15 protein-coding genes and 1 pseudogene are annotated in these 21,323 nt (G+C 69.8%); 10 read left to right on the top strand and 6 right to left on the bottom strand.

Features of this window, described 5'->3' with window-relative positions:
* Positions 1-52: 52 nt before the first annotated feature.
* The 4 genes and pseudogenes from OHT76_RS39245 (at position 53) to OHT76_RS44230 (ending at position 4,058) form a co-directional block, all read left to right on the top strand.
* Positions 53-1,129, top strand: a complete 1,077-nt coding sequence (locus OHT76_RS39245) for a LacI family DNA-binding transcriptional regulator (protein WP_328875636.1) — start codon at positions 53-55, stop codon at positions 1,127-1,129.
* Positions 1,130-1,216: 87 nt separating this feature from the next.
* Positions 1,217-1,930 (top strand): FAD binding domain-containing protein, encoded by a 714-nt coding sequence (locus OHT76_RS39240; RefSeq protein WP_328875635.1) that lies wholly within the window; start codon positions 1,217-1,219, stop codon positions 1,928-1,930.
* Positions 1,931-2,151: 221 nt separating this feature from the next.
* On the top strand, positions 2,152-3,585 hold the full coding sequence (locus OHT76_RS39235) for a Gfo/Idh/MocA family protein (protein WP_328875634.1): 1,434 nt from the start codon (positions 2,152-2,154) through the stop codon (positions 3,583-3,585).
* A gap of 69 nt (positions 3,586-3,654) precedes the next feature.
* Positions 3,655-4,058, top strand: a pseudogene (locus OHT76_RS44230) (DUF5959 family protein).
* Positions 4,059-4,071: 13 nt separating this feature from the next.
* On the opposite strand, the gene OHT76_RS39220 reads toward OHT76_RS44230, so the two are convergent.
* Both OHT76_RS39220 and OHT76_RS39215 read right to left on the bottom strand, forming a co-directional pair.
* Positions 4,072-5,274, bottom strand: coding sequence for an MFS transporter (locus OHT76_RS39220; protein ID WP_328875632.1), 1,203 nt, complete (start codon positions 5,272-5,274; stop codon positions 4,072-4,074).
* A complete protein-coding gene (locus tag OHT76_RS39215) occupies positions 5,264-5,797 on the bottom strand; it encodes an SRPBCC family protein (protein WP_328875631.1) in 534 nt (177 codons plus the stop codon). The genes OHT76_RS39220 and OHT76_RS39215 overlap by 11 nt, the downstream gene beginning before the upstream one ends.
* A gap of 121 nt (positions 5,798-5,918) precedes the next feature.
* Between OHT76_RS39215 and OHT76_RS39210 the strand changes: the two genes are divergently transcribed.
* Positions 5,919-7,709 carry an SIR2 family protein gene (locus OHT76_RS39210; RefSeq protein ID WP_328875630.1) on the top strand — a complete coding sequence of 597 codons (1,791 nt, stop codon included), beginning with the start codon at positions 5,919-5,921 and terminating at the stop codon, positions 7,707-7,709.
* A 102-nt stretch (positions 7,710-7,811) separates the two neighbouring features.
* Positions 7,812-8,108: a hypothetical protein gene (locus OHT76_RS39205; protein WP_328875629.1), complete on the top strand. Its 297-nt coding sequence runs from the start codon at positions 7,812-7,814 to the stop codon at positions 8,106-8,108.
* A gap of 4 nt (positions 8,109-8,112) precedes the next feature.
* Here the strand turns inward: OHT76_RS39205 and OHT76_RS39200 are convergent, their stop codons facing one another.
* Genes OHT76_RS39200 through OHT76_RS39185 form a run of 4 tightly spaced genes read right to left on the bottom strand, consistent with a single transcriptional unit; the run spans position 8,113 to position 14,737 of the window.
* Positions 8,113-10,788, bottom strand: coding sequence for an NACHT domain-containing protein (locus OHT76_RS39200; RefSeq protein WP_328875628.1), 2,676 nt, complete (start codon positions 10,786-10,788; stop codon positions 8,113-8,115).
* Between the two features lie 2 nt (positions 10,789-10,790).
* Positions 10,791-12,041, bottom strand: a complete 1,251-nt coding sequence (locus OHT76_RS39195; RefSeq protein WP_328875627.1) for an FG-GAP repeat domain-containing protein — start codon at positions 12,039-12,041, stop codon at positions 10,791-10,793.
* Positions 12,042-12,078: 37 nt separating this feature from the next.
* Positions 12,079-13,020 carry a myo-inosose-2 dehydratase gene (gene iolE, locus OHT76_RS39190; protein WP_328875626.1) on the bottom strand — a complete coding sequence of 314 codons (942 nt, stop codon included), beginning with the start codon at positions 13,018-13,020 and terminating at the stop codon, positions 12,079-12,081.
* Between the two features lie 10 nt (positions 13,021-13,030).
* Complete coding sequence (locus OHT76_RS39185; protein ID WP_328875625.1) at positions 13,031-14,737, bottom strand: pyranose oxidase; 1,707 nt, start codon at positions 14,735-14,737, stop codon at positions 13,031-13,033.
* Positions 14,738-15,105: 368 nt separating this feature from the next.
* Between OHT76_RS39185 and OHT76_RS39180 the strand changes: the two genes are divergently transcribed.
* The 4 genes from OHT76_RS39180 (at position 15,106) to OHT76_RS39165 (ending at position 21,319) form a co-directional block, all read left to right on the top strand.
* The gene (locus tag OHT76_RS39180; protein ID WP_328875624.1) at positions 15,106-16,776 is read left to right on the top strand and encodes a purine-cytosine permease family protein; all 1,671 of its coding nucleotides are present in this window, start codon (positions 15,106-15,108) and stop codon (positions 16,774-16,776) included.
* Positions 16,777-16,884: 108 nt separating this feature from the next.
* A complete protein-coding gene (locus OHT76_RS39175; RefSeq protein WP_328875623.1) occupies positions 16,885-17,508 on the top strand; it encodes a response regulator transcription factor in 624 nt (207 codons plus the stop codon).
* A 105-nt stretch (positions 17,509-17,613) separates the two neighbouring features.
* Positions 17,614-19,512 carry a M6 family metalloprotease domain-containing protein gene (locus OHT76_RS39170; protein WP_328875622.1) on the top strand — a complete coding sequence of 633 codons (1,899 nt, stop codon included), beginning with the start codon at positions 17,614-17,616 and terminating at the stop codon, positions 19,510-19,512.
* 7 nt (positions 19,513-19,519) lie between these two features.
* Positions 19,520-21,319 carry a S8 family serine peptidase gene (locus OHT76_RS39165; protein WP_328875621.1) on the top strand — a complete coding sequence of 600 codons (1,800 nt, stop codon included), beginning with the start codon at positions 19,520-19,522 and terminating at the stop codon, positions 21,317-21,319.
* The last annotated feature ends 4 nt before the right edge of the window (positions 21,320-21,323 follow it).

Below are 21,323 nucleotides of genomic sequence, written 5' to 3'. Positions count from 1 at the left end.
TCCCGACCGGGCGGGACCGGACCGCCGTGCCGACGCCGAGGAAACTGCGATCATGAGCCCAAGCCCCGCCGGTTCCTCCGTTCCCAAGGGGCGTGCCAGGCGGAACTTCGCCGGTTCGCGTCCGGTGATGGGCGATGTGGCCCGGCTGGCGGGTGTCTCCAAGCAGACCGTCTCCCGAGTGCTCAACGAGCATCCGTCCGTGCGGCCGGAGACGCGGGAGGCGGTCACCGCGGCGATGCGCACGCTCGGCTACCGGCCCAGCCGCAGCGCCCGGTCGCTGGCCAGCGGACGGACCCGGATGCTCGGCGTGATCTCCTTCGACGCCGCCCGCTACGGCCCCGCTTCCATTCTCACCGCGATCAACACCGCGGCGCAGGAAGCCGGTTACCTGGTGAGCTCCATCGCCCTGGACACGGCCGACCACGATACGGTGGCCGAGGCGGTCGACCGGCTGTCGGCGGAGGGCGCGGACGGCGTGATCGCCATCGCCCCCCAGGCCTGGGTGGGCAGGGCACTGGCGGACACCCGCCTGGACACACCGTTGGTGGTGCTGGAGACCGGCCCCGAGGCCGACACCCTGATGGTCACCGGCGACTCCCGGACCGGCGCCCGCCTCGCCACCGAGCATCTGCTGGGGCTCGGACACGCCACCGTCTGGCATATCGCGGGCCCGACCGGCTGGAGCTCCGCGGACCAGAGGCGCGACAGCTGGCAGGCGTGTCTGCGCGAGCACGGCGCCGAGATCCCCGAACCGCTGGTCGGTGACTGGAGCGCGGACTCGGGCTACGACCTGGGCCGCGCGCTCGCCGGACGCCCCGACGTCACGGCGGTGTTCGCCTCCAACGACCAGATGGCGCTCGGCCTGCTGCACGCCCTGCACGAGTCGGGGCGCTCGGTCCCCGGCGAGGTCAGCGTGGTCGGCTACGACGACATCCCGGAGGCCGCGCATCTGCTCCCGCCGCTGACGACGGTCCGGACCGACTTCGCCGAGATCGGCACGCGGTCGCTGCGGCTGCTGCTCGACCGTATCGACGGCCACGAGGGGCCGCCGCGGGTCGAGTCGCTGGTGCCCGTGGAGCTGGTGGTGCGCCGGAGCACTGGGCAGTGCCGCAGGGGGCGCGCGGAGTGAGCCCGTGAACCCTGCATGCGCCCCCTGTCCCGTGGGGAGAATGCGATACGCGTTTGATCGTGTCCCATCGGGAAAGCAGGCCGTTCCGTGTTGTTGCATCTGCCCACGTCCGTGTCCGAGGTCCAGCAGCACATAGCCGAGGGGGCGCTGCCGATAGGCGGGGCGACCCTCGTCTGGGCGACCTTCCAACGCGACGGCTTCCCCGACCGGGCCATGTCCCTGCGCAACCTTCCGGAAGCGAATGTCCTCGGGCCCGAGACCCTGGGCTCGGCGGTGGTCCTGCACCGGATAGACGACCGGGTACCGGAGGTCCTGCGCAGGGCGGCCGGCACCATCGGCACCGGCGCCGTACGCCGCGCCGCCACGGTCGGCGGCAACATCGTGGGCAGCACCCTGCGCTGTCTCCTCCCCGCCGCCCTGGTCCTCGACACACGCGCAACGGTCCTGGACGCGGCCGGCGTCTACGAGACCGACCTGACGGAACTCCTCGCGAAGCGCCCGGTCCTCCTCAGCCTCAACTGGCGCACCCCGCTGACCAGCGGCTACCACAAGCAGGACAGCGACCCGGGCGGCCCGCCACCTTTCGTGGTCGCCACCGCCGTACACGCCGAGCCCGACGGCACGAAGCGGCTACGCCTGGCAGTCCGCGACGGCTACGAGTTCCTGACCGCGACGGCGGCCTACGACACCGACGTCGACGCGGTCCTGCACGCCGTGGAGACCACGGACATCGGGGGGCTTCCCGCGGCCGCCAGGGATCTGGTCCGCCGTCAGGTGACCGAGGTGCTGTCCGCCGTCTGACGCGAAGTCGCTGAGCGTGGGTCAGCCGTCCTGGGTCATCCAGGACGGCTGTCGAGCATGCCCGCGTACACGCGCCGCGCCGCCCGGACACGGGTCCGGTTGCTCGTTTCTGCTCGCAACAGCATCTTTTCAAGCACCTATTGACACATGAGGCTCGCGCGGACAAAGTCATGCGGCAGCAAGAGCAGCCGGCCGCCACGCATTAGGGAGCGATCCGCGCCATGCATGAAACCCCTGCTGTCTCACGCCGTACCGTCATGGGCGGCGCCCTGGCCTCCGGTGCCGTGGTCGCCGGACTCGGCACCAGGGCCTCCGCAGCCCAGGACGCCCCGGACGCCGAGGGCACACCGGCCCGGCGTCCGGGCCAGAAGTCGATGATCGGGGTGCCGTTCGGTGAGTATCCGACGGTCCGCGTCGGCATGATCGGGCTCGGGAACCGGGGCCACGGTATGTCCTCGGGCTGGGGCGCCGTCCCGGGATGCACCGTGACCGCCGTGTGCGACATCCGCGCCGACCGTGCCAGACGCACCGCCGACCGGCTCGTCGCCGAGGGCCGCCCCCGGCCTGCCGAGTACGGCGGCTCCGCCGACGCCTACGCACGCATGCTCCGCCGCGACGACATCGACCTCGTCTACATCGCCACGCCCTGGGAGTTCCACTACGAGCAGGGCCGCGCCGCCCTGCTCGCCGGCAAGCACGTCCTCGTCGAACTCCCCATCGCCACCGAGCTGGACGAGCTGTGGGACCTGGTCGACACCAGCGAGCGCACCCGTCGGCATCTGATCCTGTCCGAGAACTGCTCCTACGGCCGCAACGAGCTGGCGATGCTGAAGATGGCCCACGACGGCCTGTTCGGCGAGGTCACCAACGGCCACGGCGGCTATCTGCACGACCTGAGAGCCCTGCTCTTCTCGGACACGTACTACACCGACTCCTGGCGGAGGTTGTGGCACACCCGCAGCACCGCGTCCTTCTACCCCATGCACGGTCTGGCCCCGATCGCGGCGGCCATGGACGTCAACCGCGGCGACCGGATGACGACGCTGCGGGCGACGGCCACCGAGCCCCGGGGCCTCGCCGACTACCGCGAGCGCTTCATCCCCAAGTCCCACCCGAGTTGGCAGGAGACGTACATCAACGGTGACCTCGTCACCTGCCTGATCGACACCGCGCAGGGCCGGGTGATCCGCGCCGAGCACGAGGTCAGCTCGCCGCGCCCGTACAGCCGTATCAACTCACTCGCCGGCAGTCGCGGCATCTTCGAGGACTACGCGGGCGTGACGTCCGCGAGCGGTGGCCGTATCTACCTCGAACCGGACCACAGCGGCCACAGCTGGCGGGCGTTCGACGCCTACCGCAAGGAGTTCGACCACTGGCTGTGGCTGAAGATCGGCGACGACGCGGAGAACAACGGCGGACACGGCGGCATGGACTACGTCCTGCAGTGGCGTACGGTCCAGCAGATGCGCGCCGGTCTCGTCCCCGACATGGACGTCTATGACGGCGCGGTCTGGTGCTCGCCCATCCCCCTGAGCGTCAAGTCCCTCGCGGCGGGCGGCCGTCCGGTCCAGGTCCCGGACTTCACCCGGGGCTCCTGGGTCAACCACCGCACGGGCCTGGACTCCCGCCCGAGCGACATGCCACCGGTCGTCTGACCGGCGGCTATTCTTCGACCGGACAAGCGGACGGGGAGGGCACCGGTGACTGACGGACCGATCGATCTGATGCGCCTGGTGGGCGACGGCAACAGCGTCGTCCTGCGGATGACCGGGACGGAAGGCCAGGGCTCCGCCGGTGGTGAGGTCCTGACCGGTGCCTTCGTCGTCGACACGCCCTTTGTGAAGGGCTCTCTCGACCTCTGGGTCTTCCCCCAGGACCTGCGCGAGTGGCAGGAAGTGCTGGACTGGCTCGACGCCGGCGGGATGTGGCGTGGCGTGAGTTCTCGCGGGGGCCCTCGATGTTCGTCGAGCGTGACGTGGAGGAGGAGCGGGCGCGGGTCACGGTCAAGGACAGCGCAGGGTCCCTTACGTCGGTCACGGTGACCGTGCCGATGGACGACTCCTGGTTCGACGACGCTTATGAGCGCCTGGAGCTGGTCCGGAAGACCTGGCCTTCGGCCGAGGCCTGACGCGGCCAGGGCGCTAGCGCACGCTGCCCGCCTCCGTCACCGGTACCGGGCGGCGCAGCAAGTACACGCCGGCCGTCGTCACCAGCAGCGCCATACATGCGATGAACACCAGACCCGCGCCTTCCAGGCCGATCGGCCCCACCAGCAGGCCCACACCGATGACCGGTACCGAGATACCCGCGTAGGCCACGACGAACAGGGCCGAGATCACGGCCGCGCGTTTGTCCTCCTCGGACACCTGGGCCACCGCGGAGAGCGCACCGCGGAACGACAGGCCCTGGCCGGCGCCGCCGACGAGCGCGCTCAGCACCACCAGCGGCAGCAGATCCCAGCGCAGCGCGCCTGCCAGCAGCGCCAGGCCGGCCAGGAGCGCGGTGCAGCCGAGCGGGAGGGATCTGGCGACGCCGACCCGGCCGACGGCCAACTGTCCGCCCGTGGAGGCGAAGAAGGCCAGTGCCACGACCAGTCCGCTCACCGCGCGGTTGTGCACGTCCAGGGAGTGGGCGAGGAAGGACGGGCTGACCGAGGTGAACACCCCGAACAGGGCGAACCCCACGAAGGACGCGGCCGCCGCCGGTCCGAAGACCGCCCGCACCCTCGGGGGCAGCCCGGGCTTCTGCGGCCGTACGGTGTTCAGCGGTCGGCGCTCCCGCACCGTCTCCGGAAGCCACAGCAGGACGGCGGCCGAGCAGGCCACCAGGGCGAGATGGACGACGAACGGCAGGTACAGCGGCCAGTCGGCGTACTGCGCGAGCACCCCGGCGAGCAGGGGACCGCAGCCCAGGCCGCCCATGTTCGCGGCGGTCGCCACGAACGTGGCCCGTGGGGAGCCTGGCGGTGCCAGTTCGAGGACGTACGCCGAGGCGGCCCCGGTGAACAGGCCCGCGGACAGGCCCGACAGCAGCCGTCCCACGTACAGCCAGCCCAGCGAGGTGGCACACAGGAAGCAGACGGCGCTCGCGGCCGCGAAGCCCAGGCCCCACCACAACACCGGCCGTCTGCCCACGGCGTCCGAGGCGTTGCCCGCCGCCAGCAGCACGCCGATGACTCCGAAGGCGTACACGGCGTAGACGACCGTGACGGTGAGCTCGGAGAAGTCGAACTTCTCCTGGTACAGGCCGTAGAGGGGGGTCGGGAGCGTCGTACCGGCCATGCACACCGCGAACACCGCTCCGGCGAGCAGGCACGGGCGCCAGCCTCGAAGATCACCGTCCATTGCCGGAGCTGAAGTCGATCAGGCGGTTCAGCCAGGTCTGGTGGGCGTTGAGCATCGGGTTGGGGAGCTGACGGGCCAGTTCGGCGGCGATACGGCCGATCTGCGTCTCCTGGGTGAGGACGCGGACCCGGCCGCCGGGCAGGTCCTCGACCAGCCAGCCGTGCAGGACTTGGAGCCGCTCCTCGGGCGTGCCGTCCTGCTCCGCGGTCCAGGAGAGTCGGCCCGGGGCGCCCTCGGCGGGGGCCTGGCACTCGACGACATGGGCGTGCTGAGTGCGCACGGACGCGACGCCGACGGGGTCGAAGGTGAAGTGGACGCCGTCCTTCAGCACGGGGCCGCCGCCCTCCGGGAAGGCGATCGCGGTGATGTGGTCCAAGTACGACTCCCAGGTGGCGGTGTCGGTCAGGGCACGCCAGACCTGGGCCGCGGTGACACCCGGGACGACGACCTCGTTGGAGACGAAGTTGTCGCCGGTGCCGGGCAGGTACTTCTCGGGCCAGTTGATCGCGTTCTGCGTGGTCATGTGCGGGTAGTCCTTCCGTCTCCGATGACCCATACCCGAATGAAGATGGTCATATCGGACGCAATCGGCGAGGGGGTGCCGTCGGGAGGCGGCCCGGAGGCCTTCGACGCACATTGAGAGCATGACGGACCACCACGACAGGCCCCCGGCGGCAGCGGCGGTGCGCGGTCTCGACCCCCTGATCTCGCTCGCCATGTGCGTGCACGCCGGGCCCGGTGTGTACGCGCTGCTGCTCGGCGCGGGCATGTCGCGGGACGCCGGTGTGCCCACGGGGTGGGAGATCGTCACGGATCTGGTGCGCCGGGCCGCCGTCGCCAAGGGCGCCGACCAGGACCTCGCCGCCGCCGACCCTGAGGCCTGGTGGGCCCGCCACGGGGACGGCGGGCCGCTCGGCTACTCCGGCCTGCTGGAGGCGCTCGGCGATACGCCCGCCGCCCGGCACAAGCTGCTGCGCGGGTACTTCGAGCCCGGAGAGGAGGGGCTCAGGCGGCCCGGCGTGGCGCATCACGCGGTGGCCCGGCTGATGGCGCGGGGCTCGGTGCGGGTGGTGCTGACCACCAACTTCGACCGGCTCACGGAACAGGCGCTGGCCGCCGCGGGCGTGCAGCCGCAGGTCATCCACAGCCCCGACAGTCTGCGCGGGATGACTCCGCTCGCGCACGCCCGGGCCACGGTCGTCAAACTGCACGGCGATCTCACCGACCTGGAGGCCCGCAACACCGAGCACGAGCTGAGCGCGTATCCGGCCGCGTGGGCCGGTCTGGTGGACCAGGTGCTGGACGAGTACGGGCTGATCGTCTGCGGCTGGTCCGCCCAGTGGGACCACGCCCTGTCCGCCTGCTTCGAGCGCCGCGCCACCCGCCGTTACCCCTTCTTCTGGGCCGCCCCGCACGGCCCGCACGGCAAGGCCGCCGAACTCGTCGCCCGGCACGGCGCCGTGGTGGTGCGGGGTGTGACAGCGAAGGAGTTCTTCCCCGGCCTGCTGGACCGGGTCGAGGCCCTGGACCGGCTGACGGAACCCGCGCCGACCCGCGAACTGTCCGTGGCCCGCCTCAAGCGCGCACTCCCCGACCCCGTGCGCCGCATCGAACTGCACGAACTGGTGGACGCCGAGGCGACGCGGGTGGTGGAGCGCCTCTCGGACAGCGACCGGTATCCGCTCGATGAGCACCCTTCGGACCCTCGGACGTACCGAGACCTCCTGCTGCGGTACCAGAGCGACTGCGACACGCTGCTGCATCTGCTGGCGGTGGGCGCGTTCCATGACGAGGGCGGGGTGCATACGGCGGTGTGGGTGCGGGCGGTGCAACGGCTGCTGAGCGCCCCCGGGAGTCTGTACCCCGCGCTCCTCGCCCTGTCCGCCGCCGGCAGTGCGGCCGTACTGGCGGGCCGGGACGAGCTGTTCGGCCGGCTGCTGCTGGAACCGTCCCTGGCCGGCCCCTCGGAGCCCAGACCGGCGGTACTGGCGCTGCGCACGGAGGACGTGCTCGGCGACGGCGACTTCCTCAACGCGCTCTTGGCGGAGCCGTATCCGCCCTCCCTCGTCCTGACCTCGCACAGCACGTGGCTGCGGGAACGGCTCCGCGATGTACTGGCCGAGCCGGGCGCGGACAGCGACCGGGCGATCTCGGACGCCTTCGACGCGTACGAGTACCTGACGGCGCTCGTCCAGGCGGACCTCTCGGAAACCCCTGTGGCGCTGGGCGAGTTCACCCTTCCGGACCGCTGGGACGGGGACCGACGCCTCCGCGTGGCCGAGCGCGTGCAGGCTCGGTTCTCCGAAACCTGGCCCCTGCTCCGCAGTGGTGCGTTCGGCGGCCGGATCCAGCGGGCCCACACCGCGGCGGCCGTGGTGGATGTGCTGTGCGCCGAGCGGCACCGGGAGGCCATGGGGGCGGCGCCGCTTCGGTGAGGGGGGTGGTGACTTCCGGTGGCGGCGGTTCAGGGGTGGCTCTAGCGTGGGCCGAAGTTCCGCATATGCGTGCGGAATATCCCACGACAGGAGGATGGACCCATGACGGGCATGGTCGCTGACAACGCCTTTTCGATCGAGGCCTGGGGTATCCAGGTCGACCTTCCGCACCGGGACGACGGTGAGTGGACCGCGCGGGACATCGTCGACTGGGCCGCCGCCAACACCGCCTGGCACGAGAAGAAGAAGTGCGCCACGTGCAAGGGATGCTTCGTCGTGGCCGAGGGCACGCTGGTCGAAGTGCCCGACGGGGCCGATCCGATGGACATCAGATTCGTGGCGCCGTCGGAGGTCAAACGGCGGATCGCCGAGAACCGCCTGTGGATCGACGCCCCGTGAACTGTCACACCCGCTCGGGGCCGGGCCGTATCAAGTCGGCTGCCACGTCGCCGCCGTCGACGATGCGGTCTTTGAACTCGTCGTGACAGAACTGGTAGACCGGTCCGACCCGTCTCAGCACACTGAGGAGCCTCGCGTCCTCCATGAAGGACAGCGGGTGCCGCGGTAGTCGCTTGGCCGAGGCCAACCGCAGGCACACTTCCCGGTACTTGAAGTAGGCGGTACTGGAAACGCCGGCGAGTCCGGCGGCGAGTCCGAGCCCCAGATTGGCCTCCAGGGTCTCCAGCCAGGCGCCGACGACGAGCACTGCCACGGTGTCGCTGCTGGTCAAGTGCCCCAGGGACGTAATGATCCACTTGCCCAGCGGCGGCACCACCGCGAACAGCATCAGTGCGATGGCGACCGTCCGCTCACCGCGCAGGGTCGACCGGGGTGTCTCCTGTTCGAGGTCGGCCGGGACGCGAGCCCATCTGAGCACGGCGAGCCCCAAGCCGAGCAGCGCCCCGAAGAAGGCGCCGAAGGCCCCGGCCGCGAGGATGCGTTCCGACCAGGGAACCATCCACCCCCACGGCGAGACGAAGGCCAGCGCCACGCCCAAGGTCGTACCGAGCAGCAACCCCCGTGCGAGGCAGGCCGGCAGCATTCCCACCAGTACGCGGCCCGAGGCACGAAGGTCCAGGCGGGTGGGGCGGGAGGAAGCGCCCGGCAGGTCGAGTCCCGCGATGACGGTCACGATCAGCAGGAAGACACAGGTACGGAAGACCGCGCGCCGGTTGACGAAGGTCAGCGCCTCGCTCGGGTCGAGGAACGAGAGGTCGGTGACCTGACCTCCGGTCACCTGACGGATGGACCCGTAGGCCAGGAAGCCGCCGAGTTCCGCACCCAGCCAGAACAGCACCGCCAGCAGCAGGATCCGCCGTACCTGGGCGCGGCGGCTTCCCGCACTGCGCGGACTCGCCGCCGAGCGCCGCCGTAGCATCGCGGCGCACAGCGCACCGAGGCTCAGCACCGCCATGAACAGCAGCCATGCGACGCCCGCTCTGGCCCAGGTGTACGGCGCCACGCCCACCTCGAAGGTCAGGGTCGCCCGTGTCGCCGCGCTCGCCCAGTGCTCCACGGCCGCGCCCACCACCACCGCCACCGGAAGCAGAGCGATGCCCCCGACGACCGCCCTGGACGCGAACTCCCCGAGGGTGTGCCGCCTTCCGTCGCCGCTGTCATAGGCGAGTCGGATCACCACGGTGGCGCCCACGGCCGTGGCGAGCGTGATGACCACGAAGCAGGCGAACCGCGCGAGCGGCGACAACGCCCAGTGGAAGTAGTCCCCCGCCATACATCCCGCGCCGAGGCCCACCACCGCCCCCGCCACCGGCCCCGACAACGGCCCCGCCGGATCCGGCCGTAGCGCGCGGTGGAGTTCCCACCAGGCGATGTCGTCCGTGCCCTGCCGTTTGATGTGCGAGGCGAGGAAGCTCAGTGACGACCGGGCGTCGTCGGGATGCCAGCGGGTGGCGGCGGTGCGGCGGACGTCCGGGACCGAAGGGTCCACGGCCGTCGGTTCCGGCGAGAACACCGCCGGGACCAGTGCGTCCAGCAGATGGTGCTGGAGGCTGCTCGCGTCGGTGAAGCGGATCAGTTCGCCGGGGTCGCTGGCCGGTAAGGCGTACACCGTGCGGGCCAGCCAGACGTTCAGCGGTACCGACAGCGCCTGGGCGACGGGACCTTCGGGACGGCGGGTGAGTTCGTCGAGCACCGGCTGCCAGGCCGCGCTGCGCCGGGGCGGGACCACACTGCGCAGATACTCCGCCACGTCCGCCGCCCCGACCGGATCCGCGACCACCACGGCCGCCGCGGTGACCACGTCGGTGTCCGTCACCATCCGGTGGTACTCGGACTGACGCGAGGTCAGGATCAGCGGACCGTGCACGGCGATGGCGTGGTTGACGGCGGCCAGCGCCCTGAGCCGCAGCTCGGCCGGGAGTTCGTCGAGCCCGTCCAGGACCGGCAGTACCCGCCCCTCGGCCACCAACTTGCGCGCCGCGTCCCGGCCGTACGTCTCGTGATTGCGCAGCGCCGGATAGTCCTCGTGGATACGCCGGGCCATCCAGTCCAGCAGCGGTTCCTTGCGCGGGTTCCACGGCGCGAGATCGAGGAGGACGGGGACTGGTTCCCCCGGTTGCGGGTCGCGCAGCAGTTCTCGTACGAGAAGGATCGCCAGCGCTGTCTTGCCCGCGCCTGGTTCGCCCAGGACCACCAACCGCCTGCGGGGCAGGGCGCGGTACGCCGCGGCGAAGGCCGCGATGTCGTCGCTGCGGCCGGACACGGTGCGGCCGACCATGCGGACGTGATCGCCCGCCTCCGTCTGGCCACTGCGCCAGCGCACCGCCAACGGATGGGGATCCAGCAGGCCTTGGGCCGCCGCCTCCTCGGTCCATTGGCGGCGCACCATGGCGGCGAGCGCCTCCGCCGCCTGTTCCAGCTCGGTTCGGGTGGCCGGGGCGGCGGGGCGTGACCGGTGCCAGGACCAGCTGAACAGGCCGGCCGTGGCCGAGATCAGGACGCTCAGGGAGGTCGCGGCCGCCTGGGCGCCCGAGCCGATCACGAGCGCCACCACCGTGACGAGCGCCGCGGCGCCGACGGCCCCGATGAGCCAGGGCCAGCGCACTGTGTTGCGACTCATCGCTACGGCCGGACGGCCGCGTCCTCGATGTCATTGCGGAACAGGCACAGCTTCGCGTCGTCGGCGAGGAAGTACTTGTCGACCTTGTAGGCGATGGTGGCGAAGTCGAGCCGGCCGTCGCCGTTGAAGTCGCCGATGGCGATCCGTGCGGCACTGTCCGAGGACACCCGCCACTTGGTGAACACACCGGCGGCGATGTCCAGGCACTTGTAGTAGAAGACGCCCTGCCAGGGGTGCGGCCCGCGCAGGGCGACCAGGAACTCGTCGTCGCCGTCGTTGTCGAAGTCCGCGCAGACGATCTGGTGACTGGGGCCCTCGCCGAGTTCATTGGGGTCGCCGAAGACATCGAGCACGATCCGGCGCCAGCTCGCCTCGGCCACCGGGGTGCCGGGCCGCTCCTTGATGTACGCGGCCACGGTGTTGCCGTGGAAGGGCTCGGTGGCCACGACGTAGGCGTGCGGGTCGTCGCCGATCCGTCCGGCGCCGACGTCGCCGCTGCCCTTGAACCCGGTCGCGTCGAACCGTTCGTGTTCGCCGTCGCCGATGTGCGTGGTGGTGAAGCGGTGCTCGCGCTCGTCGTAGTGGAGCCAGGTGACGCCCTCTTCGGTGGCGAGCAGGATCGAGTCGAGGTGCTCGCTGCCGGGCAGCGGGTTCTTCTGGATCTCCACTCCGTGGATCATGCGGTAGTGGGCGTCGTCGACGATGCGCTTGTCCCAGGGCTGGCGCACGTCGTTGTTCGGGCTGAACAGTACGACGGGGACGAGGGCGTGGACGTGGTGGGCACCTACGGTCGGCAGGGCCATCAGCTCGGGTTTGCGGGTCTGGGTGAAGTGGCCCAGGCGCAGCCGGTGCATGGCGGTGTGGCGGCCGATGTAGTGGCGCTTCCAGCGGGTCTCGGAGTCGAACTTGCCGGTGTTCTCGATCCAGTCGATCTTCCCGCCCTCGGGGTCGGGGTCGTCGATACGGCCTCGGGCGCCGTACAGCTCGTAGCAGACCACGATGTCGGGGTAGCCGTTGCCGGAGATGTCGCCGTGGTGGGCGCCGATGGGCATGTGGAAGCCGTCGGCGACCAGTCGCTTCTGCCAGTCGGGGTTCTGGTACCAGTACAGCTCGCCCAGGTACAGGCCGTGGCCGACCAGGTCGGGCCGGGTGTCGCCGTCGATGTCGGGGGCCTCCAGCCAGTAGCCCTCGATGAGGTTGTCCTCCAGGACTTCGCGGGTGAACCGGGGGACGCGGATGTTCAGGGGGGCCATGGTGGGTGCCTTCCGAGTGCGGAGAGAGGTGAGGGGGTCAGCCGAGGGTCCGGGCGAGGTAGGCGTGGGCGGTCTGGGCGTAGTAGAGCGGCGGGTGTCCGTTCTGCGGGTCCTGCTCGGCCTCCACCACCAGCCAGCCGCGGTAACTCTCGCCCGGGCGGAGGACCTTGAGGACGGCGTCGAAGTCGATGTCGCCGTCGCTGTCCCCGGGGACGGTGAAGATGCCCGCCTCGATGTACTCGCGGAAGCTGCCGTCGGCCAGCGTGCGGTCGGCGCGGACGCTGCCGCGGACGTTCTTGAGGTGGACGTGCGCGATGCGGTCGCGATGCCGCTCCATCAGCTCGGTCAAGTCGGCGCCCGCCCAGGTGAGATGGCCGGTGTCCAGCAGCAGTCCGACATACCGCGGGTCGGTGTCCCGCATCAGCCGGTCGACGTCCTGCTCGGTCTGGACGCCGGTGCCCATATGGGGGTGGTAGGCGAGGGTGAAGCCCTGGCCCGCGACGATCTCCCCGATCTTGTTCAGCCCGTCGCAGAGGTCGGCCCACTCCTCGTCGGTGAACTCCGGTTTGTTGCTGCGCAGGCTGAGCGACTGCAGATGGACGGACCTGCCGAACTCGGCGACACCGATCGTGGTGGTCCGCACCGGCGGGCCGTCGGCGTTGAACTGCTTGAGGAACTCCAGCACCTTGAGCAGTTCGCGGGCGGTGCGCGCGGAGCCGTCGGGCACGGTGAAGTACGTGCTCACCCATGGCTCGCTGACGCTGAGCCCGCGCAGATGCATCGCGGCGGTCAGCGCGTCGACGTCGGTGGTGAAGGTGTGGCCGATGCTGCACCCCTCGAATCCGGCGAGCGCGATCTCGCTCAGGCACTGCTCCATGGGGATCTCATTGCCGATGAGCGGGAAGTCGTCGTTGGTCCAGCAGGTGGGGGTGATGCCCAGGTGGATGCCGTCGGGGCGCGGGGTGGTGGGTGCCGGCATGGTGGGGTCCTCAGTGTCCGGGGTGGCCCTTGACGATGGTGTCGACCGCGTGCAGCGCCATGGCGACGCTGGTGAGGGTGGGGTTGGAGGCGTTGCCGAAGGGGTGCAGGCCGTTGCCGCCGAGGTAGAGGTTGTCGATGTGCCACACCTTGGAGTACTCGTCGACGACGCTGTCCAGCGCGCTTCTGCCCATCCGGGTGGTGCCCGCGATGTGCAGCGGCAGGCCCGGGGTGAGGAAGACGGGCTCGGAGCCGGGCATGAAGCCCCCCAGCGCGGCGGCGGTGCGCATCATGTGCCGGCTCATGCGCTCGGTCTCCTTGCGCTCTGCCTCGTCGAGACGGAAGGAGAAGGTGGGCTGCGGCATGTCGAAGGTGTCGCGGAGTCTGCGGGAGAAGGTGACCTTGTTCTCCGGGCGGGGCCGGGAGATGCCGAACCAGCGCAGGTCCACGATGAGCCGGGGGTCGACATTGGGCGGTACGGCGCCGTAGGTGAAGGCGTCCCGGTGGATCTGGCAGTGCCAGGGGCGGCCCTCGGACACCAACAGGGCCAGGTTCGGGTCCCGTTCGCAGGGCGGGAAGGGCACAGGGTCGGCGGTCTTGTCCCCGGCGTGCAACTGCTTCAGCTGGGCGGCGCGGTGGTCGGCGACCCGGTCGGCGGCGGCCGACGCAGGATCCGCTGAGCCGCCGGACTCGGTGCGCAGGATCTCCTCGACGTGGTCCATGTGCTGCTGCTCCAGGACCACCTGGCAGAAGGACATGGGCTGTTCGGTCAGATAGCGGCCGAGCGCGGGCAGGGTGACGCCGGAGTTGAACAGCAACTGCGGTGTCGGTACGGCGCCACAGGCCACGACGTAGGTGTCGGCCCGCAGCCGGATCTCCTCGCGTACGTCACGCAGGTTGCGCACCACCGCGTACTGGACCTTCTGGCGCTTGCCCGAACCGGTGATCTCCAGCCGGACGCACTGATGCTCGGGCAGCAGGGTGAACGAGCCCTGCGGCGGGGTGTGGGCGGGGTCGGCCAGCTCGCCGAGGACGGTGTCGGCGGCCGACCAGGTCACCGCGGAGGTCTGCGCGGAGTCGGCGCGATCGCTGACGGCGAGGGGCAGTTCGGTGACGTCGGCGAACTCCTCGCCCGCCCGCCGGAGCACCCGCTTGACCAGCAAGTGGCGGGCGGAGGCGGAGAAGACGGAGGTACTGCGGGCGAGCAGGGACTCGGCCTCGTCGTAGAGGCGGTTCATGTCCTTCTCGTCGATGGGGTAGTTCTGGCCGGCGTGCCGGCGTTCCACCTCGGGGTGGAAGCGGGGTATCGCGCAGGTCCAGTGGGTGGCCATGCCGCCCACCGCGTAAGTGGCCGCCGCCGCAGGCAGGTTGAGGTGTTTGCGTTGCTCCGGGTTCTGGTTGCGCAGGGAGAAACCGGCGTACTTGTCGGGGTCGTAGGAGAACGCCGAGGGGTCGAGTGTGAGCACCGGTTCCCTGTTGGTGGCGGTCGACAGCGGGAGCAGATGGCCCTTGATGACGGAGACGAACAGGTCGATGTTCTTCTGGAACAGATAGCTGTTCTTGAGGTGTTCGCCGTAGCGGCGGGAGAGTTGGGCCCCGGCGTCGATCATCAGGACGTTCTTGCCGGCCTCCACGAGTCTCCGGGCGAAGGTGCAGCCGACGGGGCCGCTGCCGATGATCAGTACGTCTGCCTCATGAGGGACGGCAATGTCATTCATGGACGTCCTTTCGACCCGGCCGCGTCAGCGCACAGTCGGCAGCACCAGGTCCGCCGGTGACGGCGAGGGCCTGGATGGGACGGTTGACCGATGAGTCACCCGGGGCCGCGGTGCCCGTACGCCGGGCACCCCTGACGGGGGAAACCGCCTGAGCGTGTCCGCGGATGCCTCATTCACGGTGGCACAGAGTGGACGCCCCTGCGACTTGTCATATGCCAGGGGCGTGATGGGCAGGTCAGGGCGCCACGCCGGCCCGACTTGCGGAAACGTCGCGTTCACGACAACCGAAATCGGCGGTAACAAGCGCTGCCTAGCGTGACCGGCCGAGAGATCGCAGTCGCGAACGAGCCCACCGGGAAGGGCGTGGCATGAGCACCACCGAGTCGCGGACGACGACAGACGGGCAGACCGCCGCCGACCAGGCCGTCAAAGAGACGCTGGAGGACTACACCCTCCGCTTCGCACCCCGCAGTTACCGCCGCTGGACCCCTATGGTCGTGGCGACCACGGCCCTCGGCGGTATCGCCTACATGGCCGACTTCTCCATCGGCGCCGGCATCGGCCTGGCCCACGGCACCGGCAATGCGCTGGTGGCGATCGCCGTGGCGGCCGTCGTCATCTTCATCACCGGTTTCCCCCTCGCCTATTACGGCGCCCGCTACAACATCGACCTCGACCTGATCACCCGCGGCTCCGGCTTCGGCTACTACGGCTCGGTGCTGACCAGCGTCATCTTCGCCAGCTTCACCTTCATCTTCTTCGCCCTCGAAGGCTCGATCATGGCCCAGGGCCTGAAGCTCGGCTTCGGACTGCCCTTGTGGCTGGGCTACTTGGTCTCGACGCTGCTGGTCATCCCGCTGGTGATCTACGGCATGAAGGCCCTGAGCACGCTCCAGGTGTGGACCACCCCGATCTGGCTGGTGCTGATGGTCGCCCCGCTGGTCTATCTGGTCGCCACCGACCCCAGCACGGTCGACCGGTTCCTCGCCTACGCCGGCACCGACGGCGAGGGCGGCGTCAACACCGCCTCGGTACTGCTCGGCGCGGGCGTGTGTCTCTCCCTCATCGCACAGATCGGCGAGCAGATCGACTATCTGCGCTTCATGCCGCCCAAGACCGAGGCCAACAAGCGCAGTTGGTGGACGGCCGTGGTGATGGCGGGGCCCGGCTGGGTCGTGCTCGGCGCGCTCAAGCAGGCCATCGGCGTCTTTCTCGCCGTCTACATCCTCGCCGAGGTCGGCCCGGCCGCCGCGCCCGAGCCGATCCAGCAGTTCCGCAGCGCCTTCGACACGATGATGCCGTCCTGGCTGGTTCTCCCGCTCGCCGTCGCCCTCGTCGTCATCAGCCAGATCAAGATCAACGTGACGAACGCCTACTCCGGTTCGCTCGCCTGGACGAACTCCTTCACCCGCGTCACCAAGCACTACCCGGGACGCCTGGTCTTCGTCCTGGTCAACCTCGGCTTCGCGCTCGCCCTGATGGAGGCCGACATGTTCAGCTTCCTCAACGACATCCTGGGCTTCTACTCCAACTGCGCCATCGCCTGGGTCGTGACCGTGGCCACCGACATCGGCATCAACAAGTACGTACTCAAACTCTCCCCGCTCCAGCCCGAGTTCCGCCGCGGCATGCTCTACGCCGTCAACCCGGTCGGGGTCGTGGCCTTCCTCGCCGCCTCCGGTCTGTCGATCGCCCTGTACTTCCACGCACTCGGCGACACCCTCCAGCCGTACTCCCCCGTGGCCGCGGCCCTGATCGCCTTCGTCGTCACCCCGCTCATGGCGATCGTCACCAGGGGCAAGTACTACGTACGGCGCACCGACGACGGCATCGACGAGCCGCTGCTGGACGCGGACGGCAACCCGAGCGCGGTCACCCTGGACTGCCATGTCTGCCACCAGCCCTACGAGCGCCCCGATGTGACGGCCTGCGCCACCCATGACGCGGTGGTCTGCTCGCTGTGCCTGAGCACGGACAAGATCGGCGACCATGTGCTGCCGGCCGCGTCCGCGGTTGCTTCGGCCACTCCGAGTTCTTGAGGCACGAAGGGCCCCCTCGGCATGCCGGACCGCCCCGGAGGAACAAGACTGGGGCTGTGAGGCCATGCCCGCATGCGGGCGCCCTGGCCCGGTCGGAGTGAGGCGCCCATGAGTGCGGACGTAAGACGTGTCGCCGTCGTCGGTGACTGCCCGTTACTGCGCAAGGGCGTGGCCCACGTCGTCGAGGACGCCGAGGGCCTCGCGCTCGCCCTCACCACCCGGTCGGCCGACGAGGCCGCGGGCGCGCTCGGACCGGGTGACATCGCGCTCGTGGACTTGCAGGTGCCGGCCGCGTGTCTGGCGGAATCGGTGCGACGGCTCACCGCCCGAGGCGTCTCGGTCCTGGTCTTCGCCTCGGGCCTGGACCACCACGCCGTGCCCGCCATGCGGGCCGGCGCCCGGGGCTGCGTCAGCCGACACGCCGACGAGCGCGAGCTGCTGGCCGCGATCCGTCTCGTCGCCGAGGGCTGCTCCTACGTCTCCGCGGATCTCGCCGTACGTCCGGTCACCGAGCCGTCCTGCCGGGTCACGGATCGCGAGCGCCAGATCCTGGAGCTGATCGCGCACGGGGAGACCGATCACGACATCGCCGTCCGGCTGGGCATCAGCGAGCACACCGTGCACTCCCACCTGGACCGGCTCCGCGACAAGATCGGCTCCCGCAGACGGGCCGACCTGACGCGCTTCGCCATCACGCACGACATCATCCCGGCGGCCTCCTGGCAGGGGTAGCGCTACCCCTGCCGACTGTGGGCCTTTCTGCCCTGTGCGTTCCCCCTCCCCCGCACGACACTGAAGGCCAGAGCCCTCTTGCGCCCGATTCCGGGAGGTTCAGCGATGAGTGGCATCTTCGGCGACACGCTCACCCTCAGCCAGGAGGAGGGCGGCGATGTTCAGCTCGTCGCCTTCGGGGACGACAAGTACGCGCGCTACGAAACCCTCGACGGCTACTCGGCCGTCTACGACGCCGACCGCGGCGCCTACTGCTATGCGGAGACCGACAGCGCCGGCGCCGAACGCCGGTTCGTCTCCAGCGGCGTCCTCATCACCGAGCCGCCGCCCGAGGGGCTCCCCCGGCATCTGAGGGAGGGCCAGCTCTATCGGAGAGAGGTGTTCAAGGACCGGATGCTGCAGATGATTCCGGAGGAGGAGCGGGCCGACACCGACCCCGATACTCTGCTCACCTTCGGTCCGGTCAAGGGCCTGCTCCCCGGATTCGCCCTGACGAAGGGCGAGATCCAGGGCCTGACGATCCTCGTCGACTTCCCCGACACACCGACGGATGTGACGGTCGACGACGTCTCCGCCCTGCTGAACAGCCCCAACTTCACGGCGAACGGCAACCGTTGCTCCGTCAAGGAGTACTTCCGCACCATGTCGACGGACAAGCTCCGTTTCACCAACACCGTCGTCGGCCCGTTCCGCATGAGCCGGCCCAGGCTGGCGTACGGACTCAGAAAGCACCGGGGCAAGCTGATCCCGGAGGCGCTTCAGGCGGCCCTCGACGCCGGTGTGGACTTCAGTCGCTTCGACTCCCTCGAGCGCGGCATCGTCGACTCCATCTGCATCATGTACGCGGGCCAGACGGAGTTCCGGGAGGACCTGTGGCCGCACAACTCCCGTTTCCCCGCCCAGATCGGCGATGTGCAGTCGGACTTCTACACCATCACGAGCATCGGCGACACGGCGGCCGACCTGAGCATCGGCACCTTCTGCCACGAGAGCGGGCATCTGCTGTGCCGCTGGCCCGACCTCTACGACTACGGAACCGTCGAACGCGAGGGTGACGACTTCACCAGCGCGGGCATGGGCACCTACTGCGCCATGGCGGCCGGGGACCACCTGGGTGACGGATTCCTCCCGTCCGCGGTCTGCGCCTATCTGCGCCGGCTCGTGGGCTGGACCCGGGACGTCGACATCTCCGAGCCCGGTACCTACGAGGCCAGGCAGGGCGAGTACGACACGGCGCTGATCTACCACAACCCGAGGCGCAAGGACGTCGAGTACTACATGATCGAGAACCGCAGCAGGCTCGGCTTCGACTCCGATCTGACCTCCAGCGGAATCGCGGTCTACCACTGCGACACCAAGGGGTCGAACGAGTTCCAGCAGGGCAATCAGGTACAGCACTACCAGTGCGCGCTACTGCAGGCGGACGGCCACCTGGATCTGGAGACCGGCCGGAACTTCGGCGACGGCGCGGACCTCTTCGGACCGACGGCCGGCACCGCGGTCTCGCACAGCAGCCGCCCCGCGTCCCTGTGGTGGGACGGCAGTGAGTCCGGACTCACGATCTCGCAGATCGGTCCCCCGGGGGAGGTCATCGCCTTCCGCACCGGCGAGCACGGCGTCGCGGGCACCGAGATCGCGGGCAGTCGGGAACCCAACGCCGCGATCCCCGACAAGAACGCCGGCGGTCTCACCGATGAGATCCCGCTGGAGGGCACGGGCACGGTCAGGGATCTGACGGTGACCATCGACATCGAGCACCGCCGCATCGGCGATCTGCGCGTGGTGCTGATGGCTCCGTCGGGCCGCCGGGCCCTGATCCACAACCGCACGGGCGGCGACACCAAGAACCTTCGTCTGACCCTGACTTCACAGCCTCCGTCGCTCCTGGCGCCGCTGGTCGGCGACGCGGTGGCGGGCAGCTGGAAGCTCAAGATCACCGATGCGGTGCAGGGCTCCGCCGGGACCCTGCGCAGCTGGGAGCTCACCATCCGCACCGGCAGTTGAGGACCAGATGGACCGGAAGACGCTCGAGGGACTGTTCTACGGGAAAGGTCCCAGGCCCGTTCCATGGGCGACGGACTGCCCGGTACGGTTCGATGCCCTGCTGGCTCTCGCCCAGTCTTCCGAGGACGGAACGGAACCGCGGGAGGACCTGATCCTCGCCATCAACGAAGAACACGGCGTCCTGCAGATCCTCCAGCGGTTCAGGACCCTGGACATGCTGGACGAGTGCCGGCCCATCGCCTCCGGCAGCTTCATCGCGGTGCAGTTGACGCTCCGCGAACTCGTCCAGAGCGTGCTGCCCAGGACCAACCTCAACCGTGTCCTGCGGGACGCACACGACCTGGTGCGCCGGCAGAAGGTCGCCGGCATCGCGGACGCGCTCCGCAACGACCCGCCGACGGAAGCCCGGGCCAGCGACATCCCCGACCACTCCGCGCGGCGCCAGGAGCGCAACCGGCACTTGAGATGGTTCCTCAAACTGCTGGCCGCCATCGTCGCGGAGTCGGATCGGTCGCTGCGGGGCCGACCGGTGTCGGATCCGACGGTCAGCGCACGGGTGGCCGAGATGCTGCTCGGCGTACATCTGGAGCCGTCGGAAACCGATCGGTCGGATACCGCGGCGCAAGGCGTCCTCGACCGGAGACAGCGGTATCCGATCACTTCCGTGACGGCCAACCGGCCGGCGGTCTCCGCGGTCGTGCGCTCTCGGGAAACCATCAAGGCCGACGCGGCTGAACAGGTCTTCTCCGTGAACTGCAGCGCGATCGGCTGGGCCGTGGTCGACAGCGGCATCGACGCGGAGCACCCCGCCTTCCACGACTGGGACACCACGGCGAAACCGGAGCCGGTCCGGCTCCAGTCACGCATTCCTCGTGCCTTCAACTTCGTCGGCGTACGGGACACGCTGTCCCTCGACGCGCTGGACGACGGGCGTATCGACTGGTCCCGGGCCCTGCCGTTCATCGAGATCGATCTGCCCATGGCGCCGGCCGCGGCTCAGCCCTCCGAGATCCCGCGCCGCGAGCGATACACCCCGCCGCTCGACCCGCACGGCACCCATATCGCCGGGATCCTCGGGGGCTGGTGGCCGCGTCCCGAGGAGGAGTTCCGCGGCATCTGTCCTCGGATCCGGCTGTACGACTTCCGGGTCCTCGACGAGCACGGGACGGGGGACGAGTTCTCCATCGTCACGGCCCTGCAGGCCATCCGGTACATCAATGAACAGGCGGGACGGTTCGTCATCGCCGGGGTCAATATCAGCCTCTCCGTGCCGCATGACGTGGCGAGCCATTCGACCGGGTGGACGCCGGTGTGCGTCGAATGCGACCGTCTGGTCCGCTCGGGTGTGGTGGTCGTCGCGGCGGCCGGGAACTCCGGATACGCGGGCGCCGTACGTACGTTGGGCAAGGACTACCGCGGTACGAGCATCTCCGATCCCGGGAACGCGGAGGCCGTCATCACGGTGGGTTCCACGCATCGCAGCAATCCGTACCGCCATGGCGTCAGTTACTTCTCCAGCCGCGGCCCCACCGGCGACGGCAGGCCGAAGCCCGACCTTCTGGCACCGGGTGAGGACATCGACGGACCCGTTCCCGAGGAGGGGATCGCCGCGTTGCACGGCACCAGTCAGGCCGCGGCCCATGTGAGCGGAGCCGCGGCGATGCTCTTGGCGCGCAACCGGGAACTGATCGGGCGGCCGGAACGCGTGAAGGAGATCCTGTGCGGGACGGCGACAGATCTGGGCCGGGAGCGGCACTTCCAGGGATTCGGCCTGGTCGATGTCCTGCGTGCGATGCAGTCCATCTGAGGTG

Source organism: Streptomyces sp. NBC_00287, assembly GCF_036173105.1.
GTDB lineage: Bacteria > Actinomycetota > Actinomycetes > Streptomycetales > Streptomycetaceae > Streptomyces.
The sequence above is the reverse complement of the archived record's forward strand: the minus strand, read 5'-3'. Positions and strand labels throughout refer to the sequence as shown.